At 37.8% G+C, this 23,606-nt stretch carries 24 protein-coding genes; 19 read left to right on the plus strand and 5 right to left on the minus strand.

Annotated elements, in window-relative coordinates; genetic code table 11:
- Nucleotides 1–8 precede the first annotated feature (8 nt).
- From XM47_RS05900 to XM47_RS05945, 10 genes are all read left to right on the plus strand, one after another.
- Nucleotides 9–911: a ParB/RepB/Spo0J family partition protein gene (locus XM47_RS05900; protein ID WP_048690942.1), complete on the plus strand. Its 903-nt coding sequence runs from the start codon at nt 9–11 to the stop codon at nt 909–911.
- A gap of 178 nt (nt 912–1,089) precedes the next feature.
- Nucleotides 1,090–1,464: an ATP synthase subunit I gene (locus XM47_RS05905; protein ID WP_048690705.1), complete on the plus strand. Its 375-nt coding sequence runs from the start codon at nt 1,090–1,092 to the stop codon at nt 1,462–1,464.
- A gap of 16 nt (nt 1,465–1,480) precedes the next feature.
- The gene (gene atpB, locus XM47_RS05910; protein ID WP_048690707.1) at nt 1,481–2,344 is read left to right on the plus strand and encodes a F0F1 ATP synthase subunit A; all 864 of its coding nucleotides are present in this window, start codon (nt 1,481–1,483) and stop codon (nt 2,342–2,344) included.
- 52 nt (nt 2,345–2,396) lie between these two features.
- On the plus strand, nt 2,397–2,618 hold the full coding sequence (gene atpE / locus XM47_RS05915; RefSeq protein ID WP_048690709.1) for a F0F1 ATP synthase subunit C: 222 nt from the start codon (nt 2,397–2,399) through the stop codon (nt 2,616–2,618).
- Nucleotides 2,619–2,672: 54 nt separating this feature from the next.
- The gene (gene atpF, locus XM47_RS05920; protein WP_048690710.1) at nt 2,673–3,143 is read left to right on the plus strand and encodes a F0F1 ATP synthase subunit B; all 471 of its coding nucleotides are present in this window, start codon (nt 2,673–2,675) and stop codon (nt 3,141–3,143) included.
- A gap of 10 nt (nt 3,144–3,153) precedes the next feature.
- Nucleotides 3,154–3,687: a F0F1 ATP synthase subunit delta gene (atpH, locus tag XM47_RS05925; RefSeq protein WP_048690712.1), complete on the plus strand. Its 534-nt coding sequence runs from the start codon at nt 3,154–3,156 to the stop codon at nt 3,685–3,687.
- Between the two features lie 11 nt (nt 3,688–3,698).
- On the plus strand, nt 3,699–5,240 hold the full coding sequence (gene atpA / locus XM47_RS05930; protein ID WP_048690714.1) for a F0F1 ATP synthase subunit alpha: 1,542 nt from the start codon (nt 3,699–3,701) through the stop codon (nt 5,238–5,240).
- A gap of 46 nt (nt 5,241–5,286) precedes the next feature.
- Entirely contained in the window at nt 5,287–6,147 is an 861-nt protein-coding gene (gene atpG, locus XM47_RS05935) for a F0F1 ATP synthase subunit gamma (RefSeq protein WP_048690715.1), read from the plus strand.
- A 28-nt stretch (nt 6,148–6,175) separates the two neighbouring features.
- The gene (gene atpD, locus XM47_RS05940; RefSeq protein ID WP_048690717.1) at nt 6,176–7,561 is read left to right on the plus strand and encodes a F0F1 ATP synthase subunit beta; all 1,386 of its coding nucleotides are present in this window, start codon (nt 6,176–6,178) and stop codon (nt 7,559–7,561) included.
- Nucleotides 7,562–7,579: 18 nt separating this feature from the next.
- A complete protein-coding gene (locus XM47_RS05945) occupies nt 7,580–8,005 on the plus strand; it encodes a F0F1 ATP synthase subunit epsilon (protein WP_048690719.1) in 426 nt (141 codons plus the stop codon).
- Nucleotides 8,006–8,075: 70 nt separating this feature from the next.
- On the opposite strand, the gene XM47_RS05950 is transcribed toward XM47_RS05945, so the two are convergent.
- Nucleotides 8,076–8,939, minus strand: coding sequence for a hypothetical protein (locus XM47_RS05950; RefSeq protein WP_048690721.1), 864 nt, complete (start codon nt 8,937–8,939; stop codon nt 8,076–8,078).
- Between the two features lie 238 nt (nt 8,940–9,177).
- Here XM47_RS05950 and glmU point away from each other — a divergent pair, with 238 nt between their 5' ends.
- A complete protein-coding gene (gene glmU / locus XM47_RS05955) occupies nt 9,178–10,545 on the plus strand; it encodes a bifunctional UDP-N-acetylglucosamine diphosphorylase/glucosamine-1-phosphate N-acetyltransferase GlmU (protein WP_048690943.1) in 1,368 nt (455 codons plus the stop codon).
- Nucleotides 10,546–10,903: 358 nt separating this feature from the next.
- On the opposite strand, the gene XM47_RS05960 is transcribed toward glmU, so the two are convergent.
- Nucleotides 10,904–13,243, minus strand: coding sequence for a hypothetical protein (locus XM47_RS05960; protein WP_048690722.1), 2,340 nt, complete (start codon nt 13,241–13,243; stop codon nt 10,904–10,906).
- Nucleotides 13,244–13,439: 196 nt separating this feature from the next.
- Between XM47_RS05960 and XM47_RS05965 the strand changes: the two genes are divergently transcribed.
- The 4 genes from XM47_RS05965 (at nt 13,440) to XM47_RS05980 (ending at nt 17,116) form a co-directional block, all read left to right on the plus strand.
- Nucleotides 13,440–14,012 carry a peroxiredoxin family protein gene (locus tag XM47_RS05965; RefSeq protein WP_048690724.1) on the plus strand — a complete coding sequence of 191 codons (573 nt, stop codon included), beginning with the start codon at nt 13,440–13,442 and terminating at the stop codon, nt 14,010–14,012.
- A 143-nt stretch (nt 14,013–14,155) separates the two neighbouring features.
- A complete protein-coding gene (locus XM47_RS05970) occupies nt 14,156–14,920 on the plus strand; it encodes a DeoR/GlpR family DNA-binding transcription regulator (protein ID WP_048690726.1) in 765 nt (254 codons plus the stop codon).
- A gap of 26 nt (nt 14,921–14,946) precedes the next feature.
- A complete protein-coding gene (gene glmS, locus XM47_RS05975; RefSeq protein WP_048690728.1) occupies nt 14,947–16,776 on the plus strand; it encodes a glutamine--fructose-6-phosphate transaminase (isomerizing) in 1,830 nt (609 codons plus the stop codon).
- Between the two features lie 91 nt (nt 16,777–16,867).
- Nucleotides 16,868–17,116, plus strand: a complete 249-nt coding sequence (locus tag XM47_RS05980) for a DUF3297 family protein (RefSeq protein WP_048690729.1) — start codon at nt 16,868–16,870, stop codon at nt 17,114–17,116.
- 56 nt (nt 17,117–17,172) lie between these two features.
- Here the strand turns inward: XM47_RS05980 and XM47_RS05985 are convergent, their stop codons facing one another.
- Together XM47_RS05985 and XM47_RS05990 are read right to left on the minus strand one after the other, a co-directional pair.
- Entirely contained in the window at nt 17,173–17,511 is a 339-nt protein-coding gene (locus tag XM47_RS05985) for a VOC family protein (RefSeq protein WP_245623424.1), read from the minus strand.
- Between the two features lie 237 nt (nt 17,512–17,748).
- Nucleotides 17,749–18,531 (minus strand): NAD(P)-dependent oxidoreductase, encoded by a 783-nt coding sequence (locus tag XM47_RS05990; protein ID WP_048690733.1) that lies wholly within the window; start codon nt 18,529–18,531, stop codon nt 17,749–17,751.
- A gap of 19 nt (nt 18,532–18,550) precedes the next feature.
- On the opposite strand from XM47_RS05990, the gene XM47_RS05995 reads away from it, so the two are divergent.
- From XM47_RS05995 to XM47_RS06010, 4 genes are all read left to right on the plus strand, one after another.
- Nucleotides 18,551–19,543, plus strand: a complete 993-nt coding sequence (locus XM47_RS05995; protein WP_245623425.1) for a LysR family transcriptional regulator — start codon at nt 18,551–18,553, stop codon at nt 19,541–19,543.
- A gap of 74 nt (nt 19,544–19,617) precedes the next feature.
- The gene (locus tag XM47_RS06000) at nt 19,618–19,839 is read left to right on the plus strand and encodes a hypothetical protein (RefSeq protein WP_048690737.1); all 222 of its coding nucleotides are present in this window, start codon (nt 19,618–19,620) and stop codon (nt 19,837–19,839) included.
- A 185-nt stretch (nt 19,840–20,024) separates the two neighbouring features.
- Nucleotides 20,025–20,345, plus strand: coding sequence for a hypothetical protein (locus XM47_RS06005; protein WP_048690739.1), 321 nt, complete (start codon nt 20,025–20,027; stop codon nt 20,343–20,345).
- A 157-nt stretch (nt 20,346–20,502) separates the two neighbouring features.
- On the plus strand, nt 20,503–22,623 hold the full coding sequence (locus tag XM47_RS06010) for a PAS domain-containing hybrid sensor histidine kinase/response regulator (protein ID WP_048690740.1): 2,121 nt from the start codon (nt 20,503–20,505) through the stop codon (nt 22,621–22,623).
- Nucleotides 22,624–22,721: 98 nt separating this feature from the next.
- Here the strand turns inward: XM47_RS06010 and XM47_RS06015 are convergent, their stop codons facing one another.
- Complete coding sequence (locus XM47_RS06015; RefSeq protein ID WP_048690742.1) at nt 22,722–23,588, minus strand: hypothetical protein; 867 nt, start codon at nt 23,586–23,588, stop codon at nt 22,722–22,724.
- Between the last annotated feature and the right edge of the window lie 18 nt (nt 23,589–23,606).

Genomic DNA, 23,606 nt, shown 5'->3' on the forward strand with positions numbered 1-23,606 from the left:
GTAATTCAATGTCAGTTAAAAAACGAGGTTTAGGTCGCGGTTTAGATGCACTCTTAACGACAAGCGGCGCGTTGCAAAATAACAATTCAAATCAAAATACGACAGAAGAGTCAGCAGCTGAATCCCATGTTGAAGCGAGTGAATTACAAAAACTACCGATAGAGTTCTTACAACCGGGCAAATATCAACCACGTAAAGATATGTCGCCTGAAGCGCTAGAAGATTTAGCAAATTCAATTAAAGCTCAGGGGATTATCCAGCCTATCGTTGTTCGTCCTGTTGCTGGTGAAAATCAATATGAAATTATTGCCGGTGAGAGAAGATGGCGCGCTGCGCAAATAGCTGAACTTGCCGAAGTACCTTGTTTAATCAAAGATATTCCAGATGAGGCTGCAGTTGCAGTTGCTTTGATTGAAAATATTCAACGCGAAGATCTTAATGCGATGGAAGAAGCGATTGCATTAGATCGTTTACTAACAGAGTTTGATTTAACCCATCAGCAAGTTGCTCAAGCAGTTGGTAAATCAAGAACAACAGTTACAAATTTACTTAGACTGAACACCTTACAAGATGAAGTAAAAACGCTATTGGAGCATGGTGATATAGATATGGGGCATGCTCGTGCTCTATTAGGTTTGGAAGGTGAACAGCAGTCAGACGCGGGTCGAATTGTTGCTGCTAAAGGCTTAACTGTTCGTGATACAGAAAAACTAGTCAGTAAATTATTAAAGCCAGCAGCAGAAAAAGCTGAGAAAACAATCGATCCTGATGTCGAAAATTTGCAGAATGAACTGGCAAATATACTTGGTTCTTCAGTCAAAATCAGTCACAACCGTTCAGGTAAAGGCAAGATGGTTATTGACTTTGCAAATTTAGATGCCTTAGAAGGCATTCTAGAAAAACTGAGATAGAGTACAATTTATTAACAAAAAAACTTGGCGCTAAGCCTTATTCACTCTCGTTTACAACAATTAAAACCTTGCGCAGATTAAGTTGAAAATACAGTATAAATCTGTATACTCTGCGCAAATTTTATGTGTAATTGTTTTTGATTGTAAACATTTGCAAAGTTAGTACTAAGGTTTTCGTTTGAATAAACTAGCCCTTAATGGGTTTTTAACTGCTTGTAAAATAATAACTTTTCAGTTTTTTGCAGTATTAGTTTTAAGCGGATTGGTATTAGTAGTAACAGATTTTTTATCGGCTCAATCTTTATTTGTGGGTGGCGTAATAGCAATTTTACCAAATTTTATTTTAGCGGTATTTTTGTTTTCTTCATCTGGCGCAACGCAATTAAAGCAAACTATGAGCCGATTTTACCGTGGAGTCTCGGTAAAACTTGTGTTGACCAGCATAGTACTGGCTATCGCACTAAAATCTCAGGCGTTTGATGTCGCTTTTTTGTTTAGTGGATTTGCAGTCGGTTTAGTCGCACATATATTTTCACCAAATTCTTTTACTTAACTTTTGGGAAACAACAATGGCAGCAAATGGTGAAGGCCTGACCTCTCAAGGCTATATCCAGCATCACTTAACTCACGCCTCTGTGTGTAATACTGGTGAGGGCTATACTTTAGCCAGCAGTAAAGTATGTGCAGATGAGGGCGCAGGTTTTTGGAGTTGGCATATCGATACCTTAGGCTGGTCTATTTTCTTAGGCTTAGTCTTTATTCTCACTTTTCGTAGTGCAGCAAAAAAAGCAACCACTGGCGTACCGGGTAAATTTCAATGTTTTATTGAAATGATAATCGAGTTCGTTGGGCAAAGCGTTAAAGATACCTATCATGGTAAAAGTGTAGTAATTGCACCGTTAGCTTTAACTATCTTTGTTTGGGTGTTTTTGATGAACGCTATGGATTGGGTGCCGGTTGATTGGATTGCAACTTTATCGTCTTTAATTGCAGGCGAATCATGGGAAACCATCACTTCTGGTCAATCTGGTGTTTACAATAAAATTGTACCAACTACTGACTTAAACATGACATTTGGTTTGTCTTTTGGTGTATTTGCATTAATGATTTACTACTCTGTCAAGATCAAAGGAATTGGTGGATTTTTAAAAGAGTTATATGCACATCCATTTAACACACCTTGGTTATACTGGTTTAACTTTATCTTAGAAACAATTGCACTTGTTGCTAAACCTGTTTCTTTAGCATTACGTTTATTTGGTAACTTATATGCAGGTGAATTGATATTTGTCTTAATTGCGACAATTGGTTTATATCAATTACCAGTTCACTTTATTTGGGCTGCGTTCCACTTATTAGTAATACCATTGCAAGCTTTTATCTTCATGATGCTTACGATTGTTTATCTGAGCATGATGAGTGAAAAACATTAATTTTTAACTTTTAATTTTTTAACTTTAACTTTCAAATATTTGGAGAAATAAAATGACATTAATCGCTGTTGCTATCTTAATCGGTCTAGGTGCATTAGGTACTGCACTTGGTTTCGGCATGTTAGGTGGTAAGTTCTTAGAAGCTTCTGCTCGTCAGCCTGAATTAGCACCTCAACTACAAGTTAAAATGTTCATTGTAGCGGGTCTTATCGATGCGATTGCTATGATCGGTGTAGGTATTGCGTTATACATGTTGTTCGTTATTGGTGTGTAATCTTATTAGCCACTTTATCTTTACGAACATAAGTAACTTATTAAGGGGGTCGTTGTGAATCTCAACGCAACTCTAATTGGCGAATCGATAGCATTTTTTGTTTTCGTTGTTTTTACAATGAAATTTGTTTGGCCACAGCTAAACGGTGCAATTGAAGAACGCCAGAAAAAAATAGCAGATGGCTTAGCTGCCTCTGATGAAGCAGAAAAACAACTTGATGTCGCTAAGAAAGAAATAGCAAATCAATTGTTAGAAGCTAAAACACAAGCTGCAGCTATCGTTGAACAAGCGAAAAAACGTGAAGCACAAATCGTTGAAGAAGCGGCTACTAAAGCCCAAGCTGAAAACGATAAAATTTTAGCCCAAGGTCAGGCTGAAATTGAAGCTGAACGCAATCGTGTAAAAGAAGAACTACGTAAGCAAGTGTCTGTATTGGCAATTGCTGGCGCAGAAAAAATCTTGGCTCGTAGTATCGATGCTCAGGCTCACGCGGACATTCTTGACCAGTTGGTTGAGGAATTATAAGGGGTAACTTATGTCTGAATTGACAACAATTGCCCGACCATACGCAAGAGCCGCTTTTGATTATGCGCTTGAGCAAAATCGAATTGAAGATTGGCAATCTATGTTGGTTTTTGCAACTGAAGTTGTTAAAAACCCAAGCATTGTAGAGTTACTGAAAAGTTCTCTCTCTGCAGATAAGGTTACTGAAATTTTTATTCAGATTTGTGCTGAGCAGCTTGACTCTAACGGTCAAAATTTAATCAGAGTGATGGCTGAAAACAATCGCTTAAATACTTTACCTGAAGTATCTAAAATGTTTTCTGAACTAAAAGCAGAACACGATAAAGAAATTGAAGTATCTGTGTTATCTGCGGTTGAATTAGATGCTAAACAGCAAACTAGTTTATCAGCCAGCTTAGAGAAACGTTTAGCCAGAAAAGTTAAGCTTAATTGTCGTGTTGATGAATCTGTCGTAGGTGGCTTATTAATAAAAGCTGGCGACATGGTTATAGACAGCACGATTCGCGGAAAATTGGATCGACTGACCACAGCGTTAAAGTCGTAGGGGATTAGAGCATGCAACTGAATTCCACTGAAATTGCAGAACTGATCAAGAAACGTATTGAACAGTTCGAAATCGTCAGTGAAGCTCGTAACGAAGGTACTATCGTATCTGTTACAGACGGTATCATCCGCATCAACGGCTTAGCCGATGTTATGCAAGGTGAAATGATTGAGCTTCCAGGTAGCCGTTACGCTATCGCATTAAACTTAGAAAGAGACTCTGTAGGTGCCGTTGTTATGGGTCCGTACGCGGATCTTCAAGAAGGTACTAAAGTTACAGGTACAGGCCGTATTTTAGAAGTTCCTGTTGGTAAAGGTTTATTAGGTCGTGTTGTTAACACACTTGGTCAACCAATCGACGGTAAAGGTCCTATCGAAAATGATGGTTTTGAACCTATCGAAAAAATTGCACCAGGTGTAATCGAGCGTCAATCAGTTGATGAGCCATTACAAACTGGTTATAAAGCTATCGATGCAATGGTTCCAATCGGTCGTGGTCAGCGTGAGCTTATCATCGGTGACCGTCAAATTGGTAAATCAGCAATTGCTATCGATGCAATCATCAACCAAAAAGATACAGGCGTTAAATGTATCTACGTTGCGATTGGCCAAAAAGCTTCTACATTAGCGAACGTTGTTCGTAAATTAGAAGAGCACGGTGCTTTAGAAAATACTATTATTGTTGCAGCTAACGCTTCAGAATCGGCGGCACTTCAGTACCTAGCACCTTATGCTGGTTGTACTATGGGTGAATACTTCCGTGACCGTGGTGAAGATGCGTTAATCGTTTATGATGACTTATCTAAGCAAGCTGTTGCATATCGTCAAGTTTCACTATTACTTCGTCGTCCACCAGGACGTGAAGCATACCCAGGTGATGTTTTCTATCTTCATTCTCGTCTATTAGAACGTGCTTCTCGTGTAAACGCTGATTACGTTGAAAAATACACTAAAGGTGACGTTAAAGGTAAAACTGGTTCATTAACAGCATTACCTATTATCGAAACTCAAGCTGGTGACGTTTCTGCATTCGTACCTACTAACGTAATCTCGATTACTGATGGTCAGATCTTCTTAGAAGCTGGCATGTTTAACTCAGGTATCCGTCCGGCAATTAATGCTGGTATCTCGGTATCTCGTGTTGGTGGTGCTGCACAAACTAAGATCGTTAAAAAGTTAGGTGGTGGTATCCGTCTAGCACTTGCTCAATATCGTGAATTAGCAGCATTTGCTCAATTTGCTTCAGATTTAGATGACGCGACACGTGCTCAATTAGAACATGGTCAACGCGTAACTGAGTTAATGAAACAAAAGCAATTCAAACCGTTAAGTGTTAGCTTAATGGCTGTTTCTTTATTCTCAGCTGATAAAGGTTATCTAAACGATATCGAACTAGATAAAATTCTTGATTTCGAAGCGGCACTTCACTCATACATGTTATCTGAACACGCTGATTTGATGAAACAAATCGACGATTCAGGAGCTTATAATGGTGATATCGAAGCAAGCTTAAAAGCTGCATTGGAATCATTTAAAGCGACTCAAACTTGGTAATAACCAAGAGAGTAGTTAACGATTAATTTAATCGGAGTGAAGATAAATGGCCGGCGCTAAAGAGATAAAAAGTAAGATTGGGAGTGTTAAAAACACTCAGAAGATTACTAGCGCTATGGAAATGGTAGCAGCAAGCAAAATGCGCAGAGCGCAGGAACGCATGTCTGCTTCTCGTCCATACGCAGAAAGTATGCGTAAGGTTATCGGTCACGTTGCGCTTGCCAGTTCTGACTATAAGCATCCTTATATGGAAGAACGTGAGGTCAAGCGTATCGGTTACATTATTGTTTCTACAGATCGTGGTCTTTGTGGTGGCTTGAACGCTAATATGTTCAAAAAAGTCATTAAAGACTACGCTGATTGGAAACAAAAAGGTGTTGAAGTAGATTTTGGAGTTGTGGGTGCTAAAGCAACTTCTTTCTTTAACAGCTTTGGTGGAAATATTGTCAGCCAAGCTTCAGGTTTAGGCGACAAACCATCAGTAACTGATTTAATTGGTTCTGTACAAGTTATGCTAGAAGCATATGATAAAGGTGAAATTGACCGCTTGTATGTCGTTTACAATAAGTTTGTAAACACTATGTCACAAGAACCAAAGATCGATCAGCTTTTACCTTTGCCAAAGGCAGAGGAAAGTCAGCAAAAACATAAGTGGGATTACATATATGAGCCAAGTGCAGAAGCTATTTTAGATGCACTATTAACTCGTTATGTTGAATCTCAGGTATATCAAGCTGTTGTTGAAAACGTGGCCTCAGAAATGGCTTCACGTATGGTTGCGATGAAAGCCGCAACTGATAACGCAGGCAACTTGATTGATGAATTGCAATTAGTCTACAACAAAGCGCGTCAAGCAGCGATTACCCAAGAGTTGGGTGAGATCGTAGCTGGTGCAGCTGCTGTTTAGACATAAGCAACGATTTAGAGGAAAGATTATGAGTTCAGGTCTAGTCGTTCAAGTCATCGGCGCGGTTGTGGACATTGAGTTTCCACAAGATTCAGTTCCGCACGTATACGATGCATTGAAAGTTGAAGAAGGCGATATCGCTGGTCTGACGATAGAAGTTCAGCAGCAATTAGGTGGCGGTGTTGTTCGTGGCATCGCGATGGGTTCTTCTGATGGTTTACGTCGTGGTCTTAAAGTAGTTAACTCTGGCGAATCTGTTAAGGTTCCAGTTGGTGTTTGTACTTTAGGTCGTATCATGGACGTTTTAGGTAACCCAATCGATGAAGCGGGTCCTATTGGTGAAGAAGAACGTTGGTCTATCCACCGTGAAGCACCAAGCTATGAAGAGCAAGCAAGTTCAAACGATTTATTAGAAACTGGTGTTAAAGTTATCGACCTAGTTTGTCCATTCGCTAAGGGTGGTAAAGTTGGTTTATTCGGTGGTGCTGGTGTTGGTAAAACCGTAAACATGATGGAGCTTATTCGTAACATCGCTATCGAGCACAGTGGTTTCTCTGTATTCGCAGGTGTTGGTGAGCGTACTCGTGAAGGTAACGATTTCTACCATGAAATGAACGAATCTAACGTACTTGATAAAGTAGCGTTAGTATACGGTCAAATGAATGAGCCACCAGGAAACAGATTACGCGTAGCGTTAACTGGTTTGACTATGGCTGAGAAATTCCGTGACGAAGGTCGTGACGTATTATTCTTCGTAGATAACATCTACCGTTATACTCTTGCTGGTACTGAGGTATCTGCATTATTAGGTCGTATGCCATCTGCGGTAGGTTACCAACCTACACTTGCTGAAGAAATGGGTGTTTTACAAGAGCGTATTACCTCAACTAAGACAGGTTCAATTACATCAATCCAAGCGGTATACGTACCTGCGGATGATTTAACGGATCCATCTCCAGCAACGACTTTCTCGCACTTAGATGCAACAGTTGTACTTTCACGTAACATCGCGGCATTAGGTATCTACCCAGCGATTGACCCACTAGATTCAACTTCACGTCAGTTGGATCCATTAGTTGTTGGTCAAGAGCACTATGATACAGCTCGTGGCGTTCAAATAGTTTTACAACGTTACACTGAGTTAAAAGATATCATTGCAATCTTAGGTATGGACGAGTTATCTGAAGAAGATAAGCAAATCGTTGCACGTGCTCGTAAGATTCAACGTTTCTTATCTCAGCCGTTCTTCGTTGCAGAGGTATTTAACAGTACACCTGGTCGTTATGTATCTCTTAAAGATACTATCGCTGGATTTAAAGGTATTTTAGCTGGTGAGTATGATCACCTTCCAGAGCAAGCTTTCTATATGGTTGGCCCAATAGAAGAAGCTATTGAAAAAGCTAAAGACCTTTAATTTAGCCGGAGGTAATTTATGGCAGCTATGACAACGCATTTAAATGTAGTCAGCGCCGAAGAAAGTATCTTCTCCGGTTTAGTTGAATCTATCCAGATTACGGGTATCGAAGGTGAGCTAGGTATCATGCCTGGCCATACACCTTTAATTACACCGATTAAACCTGGTATGGTAAGACTAGTTAAAGAGTTTGGTGAAGAAGAACTAATCTATTTGTCTGGTGGCATTTTAGAAGTTCAACCGACTAATGTTATTGTTCTTGCAGATACAGCCGTTCGCGGTGAAGATTTGGATGAGCAAGCTGCATTAGAAGCTAAACGCCAAGCTGAAGAGCATATTAATAACCCTTCTGCTGATTTCGAATACGCTCAAGCAGCGATCGAATTAGCTAAAGCGGTAGCTCAATTAAGAGTAATCAGCGACTTACGTAAAAATACTAAGTAAGATTACTTTTACCAGCGATAAAAAAAGGACGGCTTGCCGTCCTTTTTTATTTTTTGCGTTAAATAAAAGACTAATTATTTTTATAATCTGCTTCTAATTTACTTAAGTAATTCTCAATCGCCACGACAAGCTTAGCTTTATCATTTGCTTTTTCTGCATCAGAGTAACCTGTTTCGAATCTAGCAATAGCCTTTAACATATAAGCTTTGCCTTCATTAGTATCGACTACTTCTTCTGCAACATATTCAACTGACTCAAATTTAGCTTCACTGGTAATGGCTACTTTATCGCTTTCTAACATAAAGTTATTAATCACTGAGCTAGAGGTAAGCGAAAGACTACGTTTTTCACTAAGCTCTTTGAGTAAAGTGGCTTTAGCTTCAGATTTACATTGCATAGTGTCTTCGCTTGCACATGGATAGGTGATTTCCCCTTCCACTGTTTTGCTATTTAACGACTTTTCGTTAAGTGCAAAGTCGAGAACTTTTTGCTTACTAAGTTCTAGTTTTTGATTGGACTCACGATATTCTTGCTTAAATTTAGCACTAATCAAACTAGCGTTATCGATAATAGTATCGCATTTATATTTTGCTGAAATTAGATTTTCATGTTTTTCAGTCAAAGACATTAAGTCTAGCTCAGCAAAGGAATCACCTTGCTTAAGCTTCTTTTGTAACTGTTTGATTTTATTCTTAACGTAATCTATCTCTGTCGTAATTGAGCTAGATTGCTCAGAACATATTTGGTATTTCTGATTGAATATATTCAATTTATCTTGATTAGTTAATTTAGCTAATTGATGCTGCTTTAGATCGCTAAAGTATTGTGAATAAATTTGGTCAATAGATTGAGCAGTTAAAACAGCAGGGGACATTGCAATGCAGAAGGCTGATAGCTTGATTAGCTTTCTAGGAAAAAAATTGAAATTGTACATAAAGCAAACCCTTTGCAAGTAAAAATTATCATGGCGTTATTATGGTAACTTAAATAACAAGAGTCGAGTAATTTAATGATTATTAATTTTAGGGTAGCAAATCTTTGTATTATTTTTGAGTAACAAGCTATTTTCCTCATTTATAAAATTATTTATAACTTATTAGGTTGACCTAAATATAGTGGCTTGGCTATCCTAGGCTAAAATTATGATTAATTATAAATAAACAGAGAAAATGATGTCTCAACCATTATCTACAGTGATCCTTGCCGCAGGCAAAGGCACACGCATGAAATCCAGTTTACCTAAAGTCCTACATAAAATTGGTGCAAAATCCATGGTCAAGCATGTTATAGATGCTTCTTACCAACTCAATTCAGAAAAAATTATATTGATTTATGGTCATGGTGGTGAGCAATTAAAGGCTAATGTTATTGAAGATAACTTAGTTTGGGTTGAACAAAAAGAACAACTCGGTACAGGCCACGCTGTTCAACAAATATTACCTCATATAGATGAAGAACAAGTACTTATCCTATACGGAGACGTACCACTTATCACTGCTGAAACTTTGCAAAATCTGTTAGCAGTAGCACCAACTAAAGGCATAGGTCTGCTGACGGTTGATCTACCTAATCCAAAAGGTTATGGCCGTATTATCCGAGATGCTGAAAATAATGTAGTTGCTATCGTTGAAGAAAAAGATGCTAACGATGAACAAAAGTTAGTGAATGAAGTTAATACTGGTATTTTAACCGCCCCCGCTGCACTATTAAAATCTTGGTTAGCTAATCTATCGAATAATAATGCCCAACAAGAATATTATTTAACCGACATTATTGCTATGTGCGCCCAAGAAGGTTACCCAATTGCAACTGCTCAACCTGCAGAAGCCGCTGAAGTGGAAGGTGTTAATAATAGAATGCAACAAGCAACTTTAGAGCGAATTTATCAACAGAAACAAGTTGAAGCTTTAATGGTTGAAGGTGTTACTTTTAGGGACCCAGCACGAGTTGATGTAAGAGGATCGGTTAAAGTCGGCCAAGATGTTGCTGTTGATGTTAACGCAATTTTCGAAGGCGATGTTGAGTTAGGCAATAATGTGACAATTGAAGCCAATTGTATTATTCGCAACAGTAAAATTGCTGACGGCACTTTAGTTAAAGCTAACTCAGTGATTGAAGATGCAACTATTGGCGAAGCCTGCTTTATAGGTCCATTTGCAAGAATTCGTCCAGGCTCTGAATTCGCTGAAGGTGTTCATATAGGTAACTTTGTTGAAACCAAAAACACTAAAATTGCGAAAGGCTCTAAAGCAAACCATTTAACTTATCTGGGTGATAGTGATATTGGTTCTGGCGTCAATGTGGGTGCAGGTACTATTACTTGTAATTACGATGGCGCGAATAAATTTAGAACAACCATAGAAGATAGTGTGTTTGTTGGTTCTAATTCATCAATTGTCGCTCCTGTCACTTTAGCTAAAGGCACAACAGTTGGTGCTGGTTCAACAATTGTAAAAAGTTCAGCTGAAGATGAACTCGTTATCGCTAGAGGAAAACAAAGGCATATTGCTGGTTGGCAGAGACCGGTTAAGAAAAAATAACGTCCTCAATAGAAGTTTTTAAAAAATCAACCAAACGCAGCTATCGACCAGCTAGCTGCGTTTTATATATAAGAAATTTTTGACCTTTCAATCATTAAAAATACTCTCTAATAACCTGTATTCCTATCTTGTTATAGGGGCTGTTATATTTTATTTACGTTTATTTTTAAGAGCCTTTAAAAAATTTAATGCTTTGGCTATTGGCTTGTTTCTTATGGTTTACTTATAGTGAAGTTGAAAAAATCTCATTGTAGGGAAGTAAGGGAAGGGACATGAGAAGTGCTAAATTACTCTTGAAAAAAATGCTCCCAATCATTAAGGCAATGATGGGAGCATTAATCCAAATAGATAGTTGTTTTTAGATCGGATTAGATACTGACGAGGATGTCATCACTTGTAAGCTAGCTTCTCTATCTCCGTTGGCCTCATCTTGGTCGATTTCTCCTATTAATTCGCCACTGCTAAATGTACCTTGAATAAGTGAATAGATATCAGAGGTTGGGGCATTTTCTAAATCAATTTCTAACTCTCCACTTTGAGTTATTGACCAAGTGAAGTTTTCAATATCATTGGCGTCATCATCCCATTTGACACTCCCAGAACCATTATTTACGAATGTAAACTCACCCGTTCCGTCAGGGTTACCAGCAGCATCAAAATAGCTGAACAAGACTGTACCGGTAATATCACCTGCCATTAATGGGATAATGGTTGAACCTGATGAAGTTGGTAATGAACTCTCATATTGGAAATGCTCATCGTCACTGATAGTACCATCGTTGTTATCATCAAGAATCTCAACGAGCTTTCCATCGGTAAATGTACCTTCTAATAACCGAGTTACGGATGTCCATGTCTTATCGTCTTTTACCCAAGTTAGTTCTAATTCGCCAGCATCATTGACTGACCAATCAAAGTCTTGAAATTGCTCCCAAGTTACTGAACCTGTGCCATCTGAATTAAATGTGTATGGGATGACTAGTGGAGTACCATCAGCCTCAGTATAAGTAAGATTAACACTAACAATGTCAGAAGAGGTCAGTGGAATATAGTCATCCATCATAGATATCGTTTTGATTAGAACACCTTCGCCATCTAGTTGACCATCACCATCATCGTCCCAAGACATTGATAAATAGCCGTAACTGAGAGTGCCACCAACGAGTGTGAAATAATCAACTGCGTTATCTGAATAAGTAAGCTCTAAACGACCATCCTTAATAGACCAAGAGAAGTTATCTGAAGATACATTTCCAGAGTCATCTTCGTGTGAATAGGTACCTGATTTATCATCATTAAACATAAAGCTTTCTTTATTGCCATTTACCATTGACTCAAAGTGATCTACATCCGATTCCATAATCATTTTTGGATATAACAGAGGCATAATAGAGAAGCTAGATTCAACATTTAAATCATCTATTTCGGTTACACTTAAATCCCCATTCATTTTAACCATAATGTTGGTAACTTCTTGATTGGTTTCTTCCGCGTCATATAAACCACCATTACCATCTAAATCAATGCTTGGTGTGTTTATGGTAAAGCCTCCATTGTCATCATGAGTAAAGCTGCCCCATTCAGATGATGCGGAAAGTGGTGTATCAGTCCCATAAGCTTCTGTATTCATAGTATGTGCAACAACATACTCACCATTGCCAAATAAGGTGATCACATTAATGCTGTCCATTATTGGATCGCCATTGTCGTCTATTTCTGATAATACCCAACTACCAGTCATTGGATCTGCAGGGTTAAAAGCGTTATCTAGATATAAGGTATTAAAATCCCCCCAATTATCTTGGTTGGTATCCCAATTACCATCTGCTAATTCAGGCGCTTCACGTATAGTCAGTTCTAATTGACCATTTGCATTATAGCTAAAGTATTGCTCGTTTGGTCTGCCTTCATTTTCTAAACCGCCATCGCCGTCAGATGCTGAAATAACTTGCTCTACTTTAAATTCACCAGTTAAATCATCAATTGAATATTTGCCATACTCAACGGAACCTGCAATCTGATCACCGCCTTCATCATCGGCAGTCTCATGAACTAAAATGTACTTGTTGTCATCAAGAAAAGTTAGTACATGACGGCCTTCAGCTTGGCCTGCATCATCTGTTTCTGTAAATACCCAGCTTCCATGTAGCATAGGTCCAGTATGATATGTTGGTAAATTTAAGAAATGAGCCAAAGCATCTTGCTCAGACACTAAAGTTAAATTGAGTGGTGTGATTATAGCTTCAAAATCGGAATCGAAAGTATCCGAGTAAAAGTCTAGCGACTCTCCGGTAAAGCTAGCATCAATGGCGGATGTTATATAGATACCATTACTTGGATCGGCATCGTCATCTAAGCTTTGTAAAAATTGAAGAATATTGATAACGGTTGAATCAGTAGGATCTGCACCAACTAAATCAACAGGGGTTATTTCTGCTTTGGCCATAGTGGTTGGTAAGCTAACATCTCCGATTGAGAATGTAATACTGTCACCTTCTTGATAGTAAAACATGCCGTCATAACCAGTGAAACCCGATTCGCTTTCGGTTTGGTAATATACGCCTTCTACACCGCTATCAACAAAGTAACCTACTTTAACTTCTTCATCTTCATCATTTAAATCAACTGAAACATTACAGCCAGAAACCCCTAAACTAATCGCGATTGCAATCAGACTTGGCTTAAATATACCCTTCATAATGGACTCCGTTTATTTGATTCTAATAAAATTACCTATTTAAACTCGTCTTTAATTATTATCTGTTTTTACAAATCTACCAGCTTGATTGCCTATTATTTATTCATTAGGTGGATTAACATAATCAAGTTGAAATTTTTATTCACTTTTGTGTGTCTTCTAAACCAGTCGTAAATATTTAAATTAAGGAAAGCTAATGTTTAATTTTAAACATGCCATTGTCACAACTTTGATGATTTTTATTACTGCTTGTTCTTCATCTGGAATAAATAAAGAGCAACTATTAAGTGCGAGTTATTCTGATGTTGAAGCAGTTAATTTAAAAGTGGGTCAACAAGCACCTAATTTCAGCCTAAATAATTCAGCAAATGAAAAGGTTTCATTAACGCAAATATTGGATAAAAAGCATGCTATGCTCGTTTTTTATCGTGGAGAGTGGTGCCCTTACTGTATTAGTAATTTGGAATCATTTGAATCTGTATTACCAGAATTAGCAAAGCATAATGTTCAGTTGGTTGGAATCAGTCCAGATGCGGTTTCAACTAACAAGAATACGCAAAGAAGTTTTGGTCAAGATTACTTATTCTTAAGCGATTCTGATTTAACCGTTAGCCAGCTATTTGGTATTAAAAGAGACGAGAAGATACCTCATCCAGCTGTATTTTTAATTAAACAAGATGGCTCAATTGCTTGGTATCACGCCAGTAAGAATATTAAAGTTAGGCCTTCTGGTGAGCAAATGTTAGAAGTAATAAAAGCTAAACTTTAAGTAAACTCTATATTTACAGAAAGCAGAACGTGAATTTTTTCTGCTTTTTGTTTTTTAATCCTTCAATTTATTGCACCTCTATATATCTTCTGATTTAATAGCGCCTAAATTTCGAAACGAAACTTATTTGGATTAAATCGAAAATGTCGAAACGTAATACCCAGCAAAGGCGCCATACAATTGTTCAGCTAGTGAACGAGTTAGGCGAAATTACGGTTGATGAACTTTCGTTACGTTTCGAAACATCTGTCGTCACGATTCGAAAAGATCTTGCAGAACTTGAAAAAAGTGGTTTGCTGCTACGCCGTTATGGTGGCGCAGTACCTTTGCCTCAAGAAGTCATTCTAGATGCAGAGAAAACCATATCAGCAGCTAAAAAAGCCATAGGTGAAAAAGCAGCTGAGTGTATTCGTGAGCACAACCGCATTATTATTGATAGTGGTAGGACTACAGCTGCCTTATTACCGCATTTAAGCCAAAAAGCTGGTTTAGTGGTAATGACAAATGCCCTTGAGGTTGCTAACCAGTTAAGAGAGTTAGAGCCAGAGCCAACCATATTAATGACAGGTGGCACTTGGGATCCAAACTCAGAATCTTTTCAAGGTCAAGTTGCAGAGCAGGTATTAAGGTCGTATGATTTTGACCAGCTATTTATTGGGGCTGATGGTATTGACCTAAAACGTGGAACGACTACTTTTAATGAACTCATTGGCTTAAGTAGAGTCATGGCTGAACAAGCAAGGGAAGTTATCGTGATGTTAGAATCCGATAAAATAGGTCGAAGAATTCCAAACCTTGAACTGACTTGGCAACAAATTACAACACTGGTTACTGATAACGGTATAACACCAGAGGCAGTGGCACAAATTAAAAATATGGGTGTGCAAGTTTTAATTGCGCAGTCTTAAAATATAACGATAGCTAGGAATATATTATGTGTGGAATCGTAGGAGCAGTAGCGCAGCGTGATGTTGCAGATATTTTATTAGAAGGATTACGTCGTTTAGAATACAGAGGATATGACTCTGCAGGATTAGCCGTAATTAATAATAGCGAAATCCAAAGATTACGTCGTGTTGGTAAAGTTAAAAACTTAGCTGATTCAGTTGCAGAAAGCTTTCCACAAGGCGGCACAGGCGTTGCTCACACGCGTTGGGCGACACACGGTGAGCCAACTGAAGCAAATGCACATCCACACATGTCACAAGACCGAATTGCTGTTGTTCACAATGGCATTATCGAAAACTATAAAGAACTTAAAGCGGAATTAAGTGAAGAAGGCTATCACTTCTCATCAGAAACCGATACTGAAGTATTAACTCACTTAATCTATAAATTATTAAGCCAAGGTGAGTGTTTATTAAAAGCAGTTCAAACGGCGGCAAAAACAGTGACTGGTGCTTATGGTACAGCCATTATAGATAAGCAAAACCCTGATGTTATGGTTGTTGCGCGTTCAGGTAGCCCGTTAGTGATAGGTTTAGGCATAGGCGAAAACTTTGTTGCTTCAGACCAATTAGCGCTTTTACCTGTTACTAGTCGCTTCATTTACCTTGAAGAAGGTGATGTTGCACGCATTAGTCGTAAATCAGTTGAAATTTTTGACAAAAACGGTGAGCAAGTTGAACGTAAAGTTAACCTAGTCGATGCCAAAGCTGATTCGGCAGACAAAGGTGAATATCGTCATTACATGATGAAAGAGATTTATGAGCAACCAACTTGTGTTCGTCAAACATTAGAAGGTCGTATTTCTGCTTCTGGTATCGAAACGGGTATCTTTGGTCAAGGTTTTGAAGAAGTCGTACCAAAAATTAACCATGTCACTATTGTTGCCTGTGGTACGAGTTATCACGCAGGTATGGTTGCTAAATACTGGTTTGAACAATACGCAAATGTTAGCTGCAGCATAGAAATCGCTTCAGAATTTAGATACAGAAAATTCTATGTACATGATGGCAGCTTGTTTGTTTCTATCTCACAATCAGGTGAAACAGCAGACACTTTAGCAGCTTTACGTTTAGCCCAAGAGCAAGGTTACTTATCTTCGCTCAGTATTTGTAATGTGATGGGATCATCTTTAGTACGTGAATCTGATTATCACTTTATGACACGTGCAGGGACAGAAATCGGTGTTGCTTCAACTAAAGCATTTACCACTCAGCTTGTTTCATTATTAATGCTAGTTTTAACTATAGGTAAACACAAAGGTTTACCAGCTGGCGTTGAACTAGAAATTGCCAATGCATTAATGCAGCTGCCAAGCAAAATTGAAAATGCATTACTTGCTAATAAAGAAATTGAAGCGCTAGCAGAAGAGTTTGCCGACAAGCACCATGCACTATTTTTAGGTAGAGGCGATCAATACCCAATCGCGATGGAAGGTGCATTAAAGCTTAAAGAAATTTCTTACATTCATGCCGAAGCTTATGCTGCTGGTGAGTTAAAACATGGTCCAATTGCGTTAATTGATGCTGAAATGCCAGTTATCGTTGTTGCCCCTAAGAATGACTTACTTGAGAAACTGCACTCTAACGTTGAAGAAGTACGCGCTCGTGGTAGCATTTTATACGTATTCGCCGACAAAGACGCTAAATTCCAAAGTGAAGAAAATGTACGTGTAATCAATGTAACGCCAACAGAAGACATAATTGCGCCTATGGTATACACAATTCCATTACAGTTATTGTCATACCATGTAGCTGTTATTAAAGGTACAGACGTCGACCAACCTAGAAACTTAGCTAAATCAGTAACCGTTGAGTAAAAGCTAGGTTTAAGAGTTTAATTTTTGTGGGCGGGCATATATGATGCACGCTCACATTTGTATTCGTTTTTAACTATTTCAGGTCATAAGTATGAGCGACAATAACGCTAAACCAGATTTACCCGATCACCTTGCGAGCAACTCTCGTAGTCCACATTATGTTGCAGAGTGTTTTGAGCACCCAATTGGTATTCGCCTTAACGGCAAAGAGCGTAATGATGTTGAAGAATATTGCATTAGTGAAGGTTGGGTTAAAATTCCTTCACCAAAAGCATTAGATCGCCGTGGTCAGCCTATTTTAATTAAATTAAAAGGCACAGTTGAAGCTTATTATATTTAAGCTGCTAAACAGAGATAGTGCATAAAAAATTTTATTTATGCACTATCTAGTTCCATTTACTCAAACAAACAAATTTTGTTGCCGTCTAAATCTCTAATGTAAGCTGAAAATCGACCGGAGCGAATTTTAGGCTCTCCTTCATCTGTACCGCCAAGGGTTAATCCTTTTTTATATATTGCTTCCACTTCAGTCGATGAATTTAAATTAAACCCAAGCATAGTGCCATTGCCAACAGTCGCTTTATTGCCATCGAAAGGCTCGGCTAAAGCAAACATAAAATCTTCACCTGCCCATAATGTCATTCTGCCTTCTGCGTGAATTTTATTAATTGAGGTATCATTAAAAAGCGCATCATAAAATTCAACCGCAGCTTGCATCTTGTTATACCAGTTCACCTAAATTTTTGATCTATATTTTACGTAGAAAAAAAGTGCGCTAACAAGGCATGAATTGCCGCTACTAGTAAACTAATAGCAAAATTCATAACGCAGTTTACGTGCTTTTTAACCAGTAAAATTGAGCAATAATTAGGATGGATTGGTATTAGTACCAAATACGAAATAATTCATTTTCATTGTATTTCTCCTTTGAGTATTTAACCTGTACTTGAGCTAAAAAATTAGCTAACTAAACTAAGTTATATAGTCAGCGTTATAAATGACGGGCATCTGGCTTCGCCATTTTTGCCATAAGGTATTGTCACGGATTAGTTGAGACATAAAGTGTGCAGCATTAATTCGGCTGGTTTTTCCCGGATCAAAAATCGCACTTCGAATAGGGGATGGGTAGATCTCATATGTGCTGACTTTAGTGTCATTGGTTAAGCTGTCAGGGCGAACGACAACCCATTCAAGCTTAGTTTGTATTTGCTGTGTGGTATTGCTGGACTGTGTTTGAGCATGGTTCGTTTGTAAATATTGTGCGGCATCTTCATTATCAGCATGCGGTGGCAAAGCTAACCTAAGTAAGCTTATCACTAAGCTTTGTGACACAGATACTTTTTCTCCAGCTTTGTGGTTTTGATTACCTGTGGTGTTCATTAATACTAGTTTAATCGGCATCTTGTATGGTGCATCACCTGGTATTTGTTCAATCGCGTGACAAACCTTTTGTATTGCTTGGGTAACGAGTCGCTTAGGTTGGCAAAATAAACCTTTAAAATTTAAGTTATGTCCAAGACAGGATACGACAGCTTGACACCCTTGCAATATACTTGTCAGCTCTGCGTTAGACATGGCTAATATGTTAGCCTGTATTATGCTGAGCTGGTTGTTTTGTTGAATGTACTTGGCTTGGCTATTGATAAAATCGGATTTGGATCTCACTACCGCTTTAACATTTATACCTTGTTCTAGTAATAGCTGAACCAGCTTGCTTCCAGTTGCGCCACTGGCTCCTAAAATTAAAACTGTCATTGTATTAAACCAATTGTCATTGAAATATAGGTCTACTTTACCTATACAAACTTGGTATATATACTCAGGTATTTGTATTTATGGTATACAAATTCGTATGACTTGGCATTCAGTTCATTTTGATTGGAATCATCTACGTGCATTTTTAGTAACAGCTGAGGAAGGTACTTTGTCGGCTGCGGCTAAAGCGTTAAATTCAACCCAGCCTACCTTGAGTCGGCAAGTTTGTGCATTAGAAGCCGAATTAAAGGTTTCCTTGTTTGAACGAGTTGGGCAGCGGCTTGTACTGACAAAAAGTGGGCTAGAGCTATTAGAGCATGCACGAATTATGGGTAATGCAGCGTTAGATTTTGCGCTAACAGCCACAGGTCAGTCTCAACAAATTGAAGGCACTGTAATTGTTTCGGCTGGTGAATTAACTGCTACTTATATTTTGCCAAAGATTATCGCTAAACTTCGTCGGCTTGAACCTGGGATTGAAATTGAAGTGGTTGTGACTAATGAGCCGAGCGATTTAAAACGTCGAGAAGCAGACATTGCGATTCGTAGCTTTCATCCTAAGCAGCCAGATTTAATCGCCAAAAAAATAGGCGAGGAAGTGATATGGCTTTATGCTTCGCCTGACTATTTAAATCAACTAGCTGAAATTAGCGATTATTCGCAACTAGAAAATGTACATATTATCGGCTTTGATCAAACTAGTTCGGTTGCTGATATATTGAATCAACAAGGCTGGAATTTATCCCAGCAAAACTTTCCTGTCATTACGCCTTTTCAGCTGCTTCAATTAGAATTGTGTAAAGAAGGTTTAGGTTTGATTTTTTTTCCTGAGCAAATGGGAGACCCTGAGCCTAAGCTTGAAAGGGCGTTTGAGCATATGGGGCCTATTATGACTTTACCTGTTTGGTTAGTTTGTCATCAGGAATTGCGCACTAGTTTAAGAGTTAGACGTGTTTTCGATTTTATTGCCAGCGAAATGCAAGAGATATATAAATCACCAGATCAAGTTTAGCGACTCGCAAAATAACCAGAGTTAGCTAAACTGAAAATATTCAAGTGACTAAAACCTGCGCTAATGGGCTAATTATGAAATGTATGTTTTGTAACGAAAATATTTTAGAAAACGATGATTCTCTTGGTAAACCTATGACAGTGCCTGGTCGGGGGGTCGCTCATTCTTATTGTGCAGAGAAAGACCTAAATAAAAAAAGAATTTTTGGAAGTGTCCATATAGCTGATTTAGAAGATGATGATTTGCTTGAGCTGTTTGAGTTAGTTCAAACAGAAGTAAAGGAGAGAATCGCATAGCTGACGATGCAGCTAATCAGTTATTCATCAAATCAAGTTATTAAAGCTAAGAGTTGCTTTATATTTACAGATTAACCAATTTATTGATTTGCATTGTGAGCTGTTCTACAAATACATTTAGATATAAAAAGATAATTAGGCTAGAATTTAATCAGTATTAATTTTTATGTGTAGTTGGATAAATTATGTCGATCAATTCAATTAATAATAGTTTAAATCAATCTATTCTGAATAGCACTTTTGGTGATCAATCCAATTCACTGGTTGCTACTTCAGTTAATCAAAATATTACCAACCAACTACAAACTAAAGAAGAATTACTTGCGAATGTTGCAACCCAGCAAATTGGACAAACCAGTCAAATTTTATCTGGGATTAGTGGCGGTGATTCTGTAACAAATGAACTGGTTTCTTTATCTGTAAATTCTAATAATGCGCTATCGGCAACAGAGCTTTCTGGTGATGCTAGTAACGTTGTTGGTAGAATCATTAATGAAATCGTTTAATTTAACTTTAATAAATTAATTAAAATTTCGAATTTAAGCCCCCATTTTATTTCTTATAAACCTCTACAGATCCAACTCTAAACTTTGTTTATTAGTCTATATTTAGACATAGATTTTATTCTCTATTCTCAAGGAAAATGTCGATGGGGATTTATAGATGACAATTCAAGAGTTGACCCTGCATAGAAGTATGCAGTTAATGATGGTAATTTCAGTGCCCATCATGGCTTTTTCTGTGATGCGGATGTCTCAAACTGGGTTTCTTCCACTTATCTTCATCCAATTAATAAGTGTTTCTTTATTTTGGTTATCTTACTTATTAAGAGAAAAATTAAGCTATTTGGTTAAATCTTATTTTGTTATTTCAATCATACTTATCATTGGCCTATTAGGCATTGTTCAGTTTGGCATCATAGCGTCAGCCGGTATCGTTTTGGTGTTTGCATTATTACTATCTGCTTTGCTGCTTGAAGCCAAAGCGGTTTATATAATAACAGCTGTGGTATTAACTATTTACTTACTTGGATTTATAGCTCATTCCTCTGGCATAGTGGGAGGAGAAGTAGATGCTAATCAATATGGTCTTAATTTCGCAGCTTGGGCGATGGAAGCTTTCCTTGTTTTTTGCGTCAGCATCAGTTGCTTTATTTTAATTAACCAAATTAAAACGCAATACGATACTTTTTTAAAAAACGCAGATAAAAAAATTGAAGGCGCTAATCTGCAATTGGAGCAAGCAAATAATGAACTGGTTGAGTCTAATTCGTTATTGCAGGCTGTACTCGACACTATACCAGCAAGAGTTTTTTGGAAAGATACACAGTGCAACTTTTTAGGCGCAAATCAGGCTTTTGCTAATGATGCTGGCGTGAGTGATGCTGCTTATGTTGTCGGTAAATCAGATTACGATATGCCGTGGTTTGAAGAAGCTGATTTATATCGAGAAGATGACAAAGAAGTTATACACAATTTAAAAGAAAAAATTAAAATTGATGAACCGCAAACTAAACCTGATGGTTCACTTGGTTGGATCCGCACCACTAAAGTACCATTGAAAGATCATAAAGGAGATGTGATTGGCTTACTTGGCACTTATGAAGATGTTACAAAAGAAAAGCGTAGTATTGAGGAGCTTTCTATTGCAAAGCTTAAAGCAGAATCCGCGAACCAGACTAAATCACAATTCTTAGCCAATATGTCACATGAGGTTAGAACACCTCTGAATGGTATTTTAGGTATGACCCAGCTTATTTTAGAGACTAATTTAGATGCTCAGCAGGCCGATTATCTAGTTAAAATAAAATTATCAGCTAATCATTTACTAGCGGTGATAAATGATATTTTGGATTTTTCTAAAATTGAAGCTGGAAAATTAGAAATAGAATCAACCCCATTTAACCTCGAGCAGTTATTTCTGCAGTTAGAAGCTTCGTTAGGACTTCAAGCGAGAGAAAAAGGACTTGAGTTAAAATTAGAGAGCATTGTAGAACTAGATAAAATTTTTGTTGGTGATCCCCTTAGAATAGGACAAATTCTCAATAACTTGACCTCCAATGCGTTGAAATTTACTCAAGCTGGGAGTGTTCGAGTCGAGCTCGTGAAAGCTGAACTCAAATCTGGTCTATATCATTTAAAGTTCACGGTTTCAGATACAGGTATTGGAATATCAGAAGATAATATTAAAAATTTATTTAGTGCTTTTAATCAACTCGATGCTTCAACTTGCCGTAAGTACGGTGGAACAGGATTAGGTTTAGCGATCTCAAAACGCTTAGCGAATTTAATGACTGGTGATTTAACTTGTCGCAGTGAATTAGGCAAGGGGAGCCAGTTTGATTTTGAATTAGTGGTACTTGAGTCAACGGCTGCGCAGTATAAATCTTTTTATCAACAAGATAGAGGCGGTCTAAAGTTAAATTTATCGGGAAAATCTATTTTATTAGCCGAAGATAATGAAATTAATCAAGAAGTGGTACTAGCCATTTTAGCTGGGTTAAATGCCAAAGTCAGTCTTGCCTGTGATGGTGCAGAAGCTGTAAGAAAAGCGCTCGAAAACCCACCTGATATTATATTAATGGATATTCAGATGCCGAACTTGGATGGAATCGGTGCAACGCAGCAGATCAAACAAGCACTGCCTAATATTCCAATAATCGCCTTAACTGCAAATGTCATGAAGCAAGATTTTTTAGAGTATCAAAAACATGGAATGGTTGACTGTATTGCTAAACCAATAGTGGTTAAAGACTTTTATACAGTACTTGCTAAGTACACTTGATTTGGAAGCTGGTAATATTCATTGGAGAGCGTAGGGAAGATAAGACAGGGAAGTATGCTAGGCGTTATCTGTTTATAACGCCTCGCTATCATGATTGCTTAAATGTCTGGTATATCTTCTATATTTAACCAGTACTTTGGCTCATCGACTGGTGTATCTGCTGACATGTGTGGGTTATCAACTCTAAAAACTCTACGTTGTTTAATATTTACTTTTTTCAAGACATCTATAATTAGGGGATGGCTATAAAAGAATTTATCAAACTCTCCAGAATCAATCGAATTTTCTAGTTTCATCGTCATATCTTTTGCGAGTTCTTGGTTGTCTTTTGATACGAATAAGTAAAGCGCAAGTGGATAAACCATCATCAATTTAGGCTCAACAACTAGGTTAAGTTCAGGTCTTGCCGCGACCTCAGAAAAGGGTTCGTGTACGCCTCTTGGAAAAAAATCAAACCTGCCACCTTCCAGCATTAAAAAAAGGTTAGGGTATTTTACGGCGGTAATGGTATTTAAACCTGAAGTTTCTAAAACAGCTGTATCCGCCCAAGTTCTACCTTGACCAGCTTTAAATGCTAATAATTCATCAAATGAATTTATATTGGCAAATTTAGACTGCTCCCCATCTCGTATGATGAATATTCTATGGCCTAATAGCCCTTTTAAAATTGGAATTCTGATAGGTTGCAGTCGTTGCTCTATCTTTTTATCCGTCGCAAAAGCAGCAACGGTAAGCTTTCCTGCTTCTATCTCACTCTTTTGGCGGCCGTAAGATATTTCACCTCTATATGGTCTCAAGGAGTAATTGGGATCGTCTTTATACAAGAATTTAATTAAATCAATATGGTATTTATCTTTGGCTTCATCAGCTTGGAGAAATACAATTTCTTTAGCAAAAATAGAGCTAGTAAATAGAGATAAAAATATCAGGAAGATGCTCGATATTGAATTTATATTTAATTTCATAAGTAATTATTATTAACT

The sequence above is a fragment of the Catenovulum maritimum genome (genome assembly GCF_001050375.1).
GTDB classification, from domain to species: domain Bacteria; phylum Pseudomonadota; class Gammaproteobacteria; order Enterobacterales; family Alteromonadaceae; genus Catenovulum; species Catenovulum maritimum.

Excerpts from the sequence above, each read along its gene's own strand:
- XM47_RS05900 (WP_048690942.1), top strand. The coding sequence starts at position 9 with ATGTCAGTTAAAAAACGAGGTTTAGGTCGCGGTTTAGATGCACTCTTA.
- atpB (WP_048690707.1), top strand. The coding sequence starts at position 1,481 with ATGGCAGCAAATGGTGAAGGCCTGACCTCTCAAGGCTATATCCAGCAT.
- atpE (WP_048690709.1), top strand. The coding sequence starts at position 2,397 with ATGACATTAATCGCTGTTGCTATCTTAATCGGTCTAGGTGCATTAGGT.
- atpH (WP_048690712.1), top strand. The coding sequence starts at position 3,154 with ATGTCTGAATTGACAACAATTGCCCGACCATACGCAAGAGCCGCTTTT.
- atpA (WP_048690714.1), top strand. The coding sequence starts at position 3,699 with ATGCAACTGAATTCCACTGAAATTGCAGAACTGATCAAGAAACGTATT.
- atpG (WP_048690715.1), top strand. The coding sequence starts at position 5,287 with ATGGCCGGCGCTAAAGAGATAAAAAGTAAGATTGGGAGTGTTAAAAAC.
- atpD (WP_048690717.1), top strand. The coding sequence starts at position 6,176 with ATGAGTTCAGGTCTAGTCGTTCAAGTCATCGGCGCGGTTGTGGACATT.
- XM47_RS05945 (WP_048690719.1), top strand. The coding sequence starts at position 7,580 with ATGGCAGCTATGACAACGCATTTAAATGTAGTCAGCGCCGAAGAAAGT.
- XM47_RS05950 (WP_048690721.1), bottom strand. The coding sequence starts at position 8,939 with ATGTACAATTTCAATTTTTTTCCTAGAAAGCTAATCAAGCTATCAGCC.
- glmU (WP_048690943.1), top strand. The coding sequence starts at position 9,178 with ATGTCTCAACCATTATCTACAGTGATCCTTGCCGCAGGCAAAGGCACA.
- XM47_RS05960 (WP_048690722.1), bottom strand. The coding sequence starts at position 13,243 with ATGAAGGGTATATTTAAGCCAAGTCTGATTGCAATCGCGATTAGTTTA.
- XM47_RS05965 (WP_048690724.1), top strand. The coding sequence starts at position 13,440 with ATGTTTAATTTTAAACATGCCATTGTCACAACTTTGATGATTTTTATT.
- XM47_RS05970 (WP_048690726.1), top strand. The coding sequence starts at position 14,156 with ATGTCGAAACGTAATACCCAGCAAAGGCGCCATACAATTGTTCAGCTA.
- glmS (WP_048690728.1), top strand. The coding sequence starts at position 14,947 with ATGTGTGGAATCGTAGGAGCAGTAGCGCAGCGTGATGTTGCAGATATT.
- XM47_RS05980 (WP_048690729.1), top strand. The coding sequence starts at position 16,868 with ATGAGCGACAATAACGCTAAACCAGATTTACCCGATCACCTTGCGAGC.
- XM47_RS05990 (WP_048690733.1), bottom strand. The coding sequence starts at position 18,531 with ATGACAGTTTTAATTTTAGGAGCCAGTGGCGCAACTGGAAGCAAGCTG.
- XM47_RS06000 (WP_048690737.1), top strand. The coding sequence starts at position 19,618 with ATGAAATGTATGTTTTGTAACGAAAATATTTTAGAAAACGATGATTCT.
- XM47_RS06005 (WP_048690739.1), top strand. The coding sequence starts at position 20,025 with ATGTCGATCAATTCAATTAATAATAGTTTAAATCAATCTATTCTGAAT.
- XM47_RS06010 (WP_048690740.1), top strand. The coding sequence starts at position 20,503 with ATGACAATTCAAGAGTTGACCCTGCATAGAAGTATGCAGTTAATGATG.
- XM47_RS06015 (WP_048690742.1), bottom strand. The coding sequence starts at position 23,588 with ATGAAATTAAATATAAATTCAATATCGAGCATCTTCCTGATATTTTTA.